Consider the following 6,539-nt stretch of genomic DNA (forward strand, 5'->3'; position numbering starts at 1 on the left):
CACTCCGTCACTCACGTAACAAGAGTAGTAAAAGCGAGATTCCGGATCAAGTCCGGAATGACAAACACGGGTAATCCGACGTTTTTTTGCTTTTACGCTTTCCTCCTACTCCGTCACTCACGTAACAGGAGTAATAAAACCGAGATATTCCACTCCAACATTCCTCTCCTCTTGGGGGAGAAGGAACAAGGATGAGGGGGTCTTTTTGTCTTTGCTTTTATCTTTTCGTCTTTCGCTTTTCTTCTTTTTACACTAATTTAGTGATGAAGGTCGGCCCTCGGCGCTCTTTGCGGAGGTCTGACTTTCGTCTTAGTCAAGTGTAGCGAAAAGGAATGGGGGTTTCAAACATCTTTTTATCCGCTCCCTATTCCTTCAAGTAAACAGTCTTGCAATAAAACTCTTTTTAACTTCAATTGCTTTATAAGGGCAAACCTCAAAACAACATAAACAACTAATACACTTATTCTTATCTACTACCAACTCTTTTGAAATAGCCTTTACAGGACAAACCTGGACACAAGCATAACATTTTTTACATTTTTCGTATTGTATCTCAGGCAAAATTTTAAAAAACTTTCCTACAAAGTTTAAACATCTCTTAATAACCTTGTTAGACGTTAAAATATGTTTATTTTTTCCAGGAATAGAAAAGTTTTTAACAGGTACTAATTCGTCACCAGTAAGTTCTACATCTGGAAGCCCATATTTTTCATCATATTTTTGAAGAAAGGGGACATTCTTTACATTTAAACCAAGCAGACGACAACATATCATATCAACAGCAACAGCATTTGTCCCTCCAATAATATATCCAGTAAGCTTCAATTTTCCGGCAGAAGGTCCTTTACCTTCCATAGAAACAACTGCGTCAACTAGGTTAAAAGAAACATACTGTCTTATATTATGGTAGTAATCAGCAATAAATTCTGAAAAATCTATAGGCGAAACAAATTTACTATGTAGCACACTTTTATGATAACCGGGAATAAGCCCGTAAAGATTTTTTATTGCCGCTGTTAAAATTGTTAGCCCGTGGGTTTTAAGCTTTGATATATTTACAAGCGAAAAATCTTTTATTAGAGGAGTAACAGGTACCTTAACGGTATTTTTTCCAGACACCTCAACAAAAAAAGAGTTATCAAACTTAACAAGTTTTGCTCCTGTATTATCAGCAACTTTTTTAAACCCACATTTTTCCCAATATACAGGAATCGGTTTCAATGAATTTGCAGGGCTATCTCCAATAATTTTCTGACAATTCTCAAAATAAAGAACAGCCTCTTCCAATACAGAAGGATGAGTAGTTACACCTTCTTCTGGCAACCTTGCAGAAAGCATATTTGGTTTAAATAATATCTTTTCGAAAGCGTCAGGTTTAACACCCGTCAAAAAGAATATTTTTTTAACAGCTTTTTCTACCTCTTCTTTATCATACGAACTACACTTTATCACTACAACTTGTTCTTTCATAATAATTCTTCAGCAGACTTAACTTTTTGCAATAGAGATTAGTGTTTTTCCATAATTTATATATATATTATATGTTTCTTCTGGGTCTCCAACTTTTCTCAAATGAACAACACTTGCCATATGGGGTTCTATGGAAACAAAACCATCATACCCAGTTTTTTTCAAATCAGCCATTACCTCTTTAACTCTCCCTTCTCCTTCTCCTGGATAAACAGCTGCAGATTTACCATCAATTCTCTTATAATCTTTTATATGCACATAACCAATATATGGTTTAAGTTGCATATAATTATCAAAAGCATCACCATCTTGATAGGCAACAACGTTTCCTGTGTCATACATAAGTTTGAAAGCAGGGGAATCAACTTCTTCATAAATGCGGAGCATCTCTTTTGTTTTTGCAGCCCAACCACTACAGTTTTCGTGGGCAAGAATTATTCCAGCATCTTCAGCCATTTTTGCCAACACCTTCATTCGTCTGATAGCTTCTTTTCCCCAATCTTCATAAGTCCAAGGGTTTTCACTATCGTTTGGCCAGGACATAACTCGAATATATTTAGTGTTAAATTTTTTCATTCTTGGGATAGCTCTTTTGATCTCGTCATAATCTTTTGTAAAATCTCCAGAAATCTTTGTAGCCCAATTACCGACAGCACCTGCAAAACAAGAAACTTTCATCCCGGCTTCAGATACTTTTGCATAAACTTCATCAAACTTTTCATCTGACATAAGAGTAAGATTTTCTTTATCAACCTCTCTAATTTCCAAATAATCCCAACCCAACTCCTTATGGGCCTTTATTTGCACTTCAATAGGTTGACCAGCCTCATCACTTATCCCTGTAAATTTCATTTGTCCCTCCGTTGTTATTAAAAACTGTAGGTTTTATTAAACGATATGTAAGTTTTAATACTTGGTAGTATATTCTATATTATATTTGGTAAAATCACAAAAAAATAATTTTTTTTCTTGCCCCTCTCACCCTTTTTCCTCTTTGACAAAAAAAATAGCCCATTTTATAATCAACCAAAAGAATAAATAACAAACATAAGGAGAAAAATGAAAAAAATATGCTTACTGCTCATTGTCATGAGTTGCTTACTTATGTCTGGATGCACAACTTCAGTTAAAACTACTCCAAATAAAGAAAAAACAATTGATATCTTAATAGAAAAAGAAGTCTCAAAACCAGAAATAGAAAAACCTCGAACCACTATTACAAGAATCCTTCCTAAAACCTACTCTTCAGGAGAACCTCTCTTTGTAACATTAAAGGTTAGACCAATACCCGACATAACAGGTGTAATAATTGAAGAGATACTCCCTATTAACTGGAAAATAACCTCAGCTACTCCTGCCTGGATGAAATACGAGGATAGAGCATACAAATGGCTAATATTTGAAAAAAACCTTAAAGAGTTTGAAATAAAATATGAAGTTACAATACCTAACAAAGAGAAAGGTATAAAAGAGTTTAATGGTATAGGTGTAACATTTCAAGAGAAAAACTTTCCTATTGAAGGCGATAAATTCATCAAACACAACTAACCTCTTTCAGCTTGCAAACCTACGCGGTTTGCAAGTCTATGGTTATCAATACTTTAGCATTGCTTTTTGCCTTCTATCCACCCCTTTTACCATACTGAACTTGTTTCAGGATCTCTCACCTAACCCACGCTGGTAGTAGGAAAAGCGAGATTCCGGATCAAGTCCGGAATGACATGCAGGGCAATCCCTCGTATTTTTCCTTGCCTGCCAACTACACCTCCTCCTACGCCAAGGTATACCTGCCGAAGCTTGTATTTTAGCGTAGGTTGGCTTCGGTGGATAAACCTCATCCCATTAACCTCTCTGCAAACCCTTGGGGATTTCCAATACCTACAATTCTCAAGGGGAGAAGGCAAAGAGGGAGTATTTTGCGGAGGTCCGACCTTCGTCTTTATTAAATGTGGCAAAAAGTAATGAGAACCAAAGAAAAAACTTTTGACTAAAACCTCTAAAATGTTATAAAATAAATAAAAAATAACTTGTTTTTAATAACAATGGAGGTTTTATGGTTTTCAAAAAAACATCCCTTCTTCTGCTTATTGCTCTTCTCTTTATTCCATTCACTCTTTTTGGAAGCATAAACATATCAGGAACAATTAACAATGTGAAAATTGCTCTCCCACCAGAATTTCCTCCCGTCGGAGGTGTTGAAATCCAATTTCTTGGAACAACAAGGAGTGTTATAACCGACGCTAATGGGGAATTTACTTTAAACGATATACCTTCTAACTCAATTTCTGGCTTAAAATTGACAAAGGACGGTTATAAAACAACCTATACCCAGTTTTTAGATACAGGCGAAAATAATGTTTACCAAGCAGCATTTATTTTTGATAATAACCTTTATACTAAAAATATAAGTTCAGGGACTGCTCCTAAACATATCTCAGGTAGAGGAGATATTGTTGGATTAACAGATGGTGAAGGCGTAACAATTGAAGCAATATATCTTGATACAGGCGAACCGGCTGGAGTTGTTAAATATATTGAGGCTTCTTTACGTTATATGTTAAAACCTGGTAATTCTACAAGCACAACTGACCTCGGATTTTTTGGTATATACAACGTTGAGCCCGGCAGACCTGTTATTGTAAAAGGGGCTAAAGCTGGAATAACTCTTTCTACTGCAATTGCTGTTGCTTACCCTGATGCTTTAACTCTTATGTCTATCTTGCCAGTTAATCCAACCAATATAAGTGGTATAGCATTTACTGATGATGGTGATGGAGAAGAACCTGTTGTAGGAGCCGACATTGCTTTATTGGGGTTAAAGACGGCTTCTTCCGGTAACGATGGTTCTTTTGATTTAGAAGATATTCCATCAAACTCTATGTGTGTTTTGAAGTCATCTAAAACTGGTTTTCTTGATACATATCTATATGGTCTTGTTGAATCTGGTAACAATGATATTCAACTCTTTATGGTTACAGAGGAGATGTTTGAGGAAGCAGTAGGGCAACTTCCACAAGCGGATAAAGGTTCTATACTAATAGATTCCGAGATATCTAACGTAAAAATAGAACTCTTTGATGATTCAGGTAACCAAATAACACCTATAACCCGTTATTATCTTGATGAGGAAGGGCATGTTGACCCAGAGTTAACTTCAACCGAACCAGATGGTGGATGTATCATAATAAACTTAAATCCTGGCTACTATTACCTTGTTGCAGAGAAAGAAGGCTTTGAATTTCCTGTTATCTGGGTTCCCACTTTCCAAAACGGTTTAACCATTATAAACGACCTTTGCTCTATCACATATGTTGAAGGGTTATATAAAACCGAACCTGAAGACCAGATAAATAGTTCCGACCCAGTTGCTTCTAACTCAAAAGATGTCCCTATTTTTAGGTTTGATTTAGGGACTATTGGTAACTATGAAAAGGTAACAATTAAAAAAATAAATTTTACACCAAAAGGTACTGGCAATATTTCAACTTCTCTTTCATCGGCAAAACTATATTATGATTCAAATAATAACGGAGATTTTGATACACTGGCTGGTGTTGGCACAATAGCAGAGAATAAAATAACTTTCAATGAACTAAATGTTGAGGTAGGTCCAAACGACTCGAACAAACACTGGGAACTCCGTTTTGATTTTAATGGAACACCCCAAAGTGGGGAAACTTTTGGTATAGACCTTCTTAAAAATATAGATATTACCTCTATTGGAAAAACAAGTGGTTTAGATGTAACCTGCGAGGGCGACCCGATTATAGGCAACTTAATTACAATTGTATCATCGCCCCTAAAACCTATCAATATATCTCCCTCTGATGGAGCAACAAACGTTTTACTTTCTGGTTACAAACTTAAAGCCAGTTCCTTTGAGAAAGGAGCAGGGGAGGAATATACTGGAAGTGATATTCACAAAAAAACCCATTGGCAAATAAGAAAAGCAGAAAATACTTATGAAACCCCTGTGGTGGATGAGGAAACCCAAACTCCTGCAGAAGAATTTTCTCCTCCCATAGACCTTGAAACTGGTTTTACATACTATTGGCGAGTAAAGTATCAAAATGGTGCTGATATATGGTCTGACTGGTCAGATGAAACCTGGTTCACTGCTGACACTTTGGCAACTTCTCCCCAAAAACCGAACAACGTAAGCCCAGATGACAATTCTGTAGAGGTTAGTATCACACCCTCTTTAAAAGCAAGTAACTTTGAAGGTGCGGGTTTGGCTGAACATAAAGCATCTCAATGGAAAATAACCTTTAAAAATAATGAAGAAACGGCTTTTGATAGTGGTAGAGATACCAACAACCTTATTGAAATTGATATTCCTGTGGGGAAACTAAATTATGATACAGAATATTCTTGGCAAGTAAGGTATCAAGACGAAGGTGGTGCTTGGTCTTACTGGTCAGATGAAACAAGTTTTAAAACAGAATCTGTAGAGTTGGGGGATATTAACGGCGATGGGACTGTTAATATATCCGATGTCATATTATGTTTAAGGATGTCTATAGGGTTGTCTGTAACTATTAATGAGAACACATATACAGAATATCCTGATTGGTTGCAAAACAGAGCCGATATGAACGGTACAGACGGAGTTAACATACGAGATGTAATCCTTGTTCTACGTAAATCCCTTGATCTTGATTAATTTCTTTATTCTGTTCATTGGGGGAGAGGATGTAAGGTGAGGGGGTCTTTTGTCTTTATCTGCCGTTTTATGGCATTGCGAGGAATGCCTTCTAATGATGTGGCAATCCTCGTTTTTATCCCTACTATTGTTTACCCCCATTCCTTTTTCGCCTTCGGCGGGATTGCCACGCTAAGAGGCCCCTCCTACGCCAAGGTATACCTGCCGAAGCTTTTATTTTAGCGTAGGTTGGCTACGGCGGGTAAAGCTCGCAAGATAAACTACAAAAGACGGAATGGGGGGGGCTGTTAACAAAAGGTTCAAGCCTTTTGTTCTTATACTCTGAGCCTGTTAAGCCCTTCGGAGATGCTTTATATGCAGAAGGGTGAGTTCTCAGAGTGCCCGATTGTGGCGTAGAAGGTGTATG

The 6,539-nt window shown here is 36.9% G+C and carries 4 protein-coding genes; 2 read left to right on the forward strand and 2 right to left on the reverse strand.

Features of this window, described 5'->3' with window-relative positions; genetic code table 11:
• Nucleotides 1-372 precede the first annotated feature (372 nt).
• Both M0P98_08835 and M0P98_08840 read right to left on the reverse strand, forming a co-directional pair.
• Nucleotides 373-1,470 (reverse strand): DUF362 domain-containing protein, encoded by a 1,098-nt coding sequence (locus tag M0P98_08835; GenBank protein ID MCK9266954.1) that lies wholly within the window; start codon nucleotides 1,468-1,470, stop codon nucleotides 373-375.
• 18 nt (nucleotides 1,471-1,488) lie between these two features.
• A complete protein-coding gene (locus M0P98_08840) occupies nucleotides 1,489-2,322 on the reverse strand; it encodes a sugar phosphate isomerase/epimerase (protein MCK9266955.1) in 834 nt (277 codons plus the stop codon).
• Between the two features lie 207 nt (nucleotides 2,323-2,529).
• On the opposite strand from M0P98_08840, the gene M0P98_08845 reads away from it, so the two are divergent.
• A complete protein-coding gene (locus tag M0P98_08845; GenBank protein ID MCK9266956.1) occupies nucleotides 2,530-3,018 on the forward strand; it encodes a hypothetical protein in 489 nt (162 codons plus the stop codon).
• A 505-nt stretch (nucleotides 3,019-3,523) separates the two neighbouring features.
• Nucleotides 3,524-6,133: a hypothetical protein gene (locus M0P98_08850; GenBank protein ID MCK9266957.1), complete on the forward strand. Its 2,610-nt coding sequence runs from the start codon at nucleotides 3,524-3,526 to the stop codon at nucleotides 6,131-6,133.
• Nucleotides 6,134-6,539: the final 406 nt, after the last annotated feature.

The sequence above is a fragment of the bacterium genome (assembly GCA_023230585.1).
Classification (GTDB): Bacteria; Ratteibacteria; UBA8468; order B48-G9; family JAFGKM01; genus JALNXB01.

What these genes read in the sequence shown, in the direction of transcription:
- M0P98_08835 (MCK9266954.1), bottom strand. Translation starts at nt 1,470, where the DNA reads ATGAAAGAACAAGTTGTAGTGATAAAGTGTAGTTCGTATGATAAAGAA.
- M0P98_08840 (MCK9266955.1), bottom strand. Translation starts at nt 2,322, where the DNA reads ATGAAATTTACAGGGATAAGTGATGAGGCTGGTCAACCTATTGAAGTG.
- M0P98_08845 (MCK9266956.1), top strand. Translation starts at nt 2,530, where the DNA reads ATGAAAAAAATATGCTTACTGCTCATTGTCATGAGTTGCTTACTTATG.
- M0P98_08850 (MCK9266957.1), top strand. Translation starts at nt 3,524, where the DNA reads ATGGTTTTCAAAAAAACATCCCTTCTTCTGCTTATTGCTCTTCTCTTT.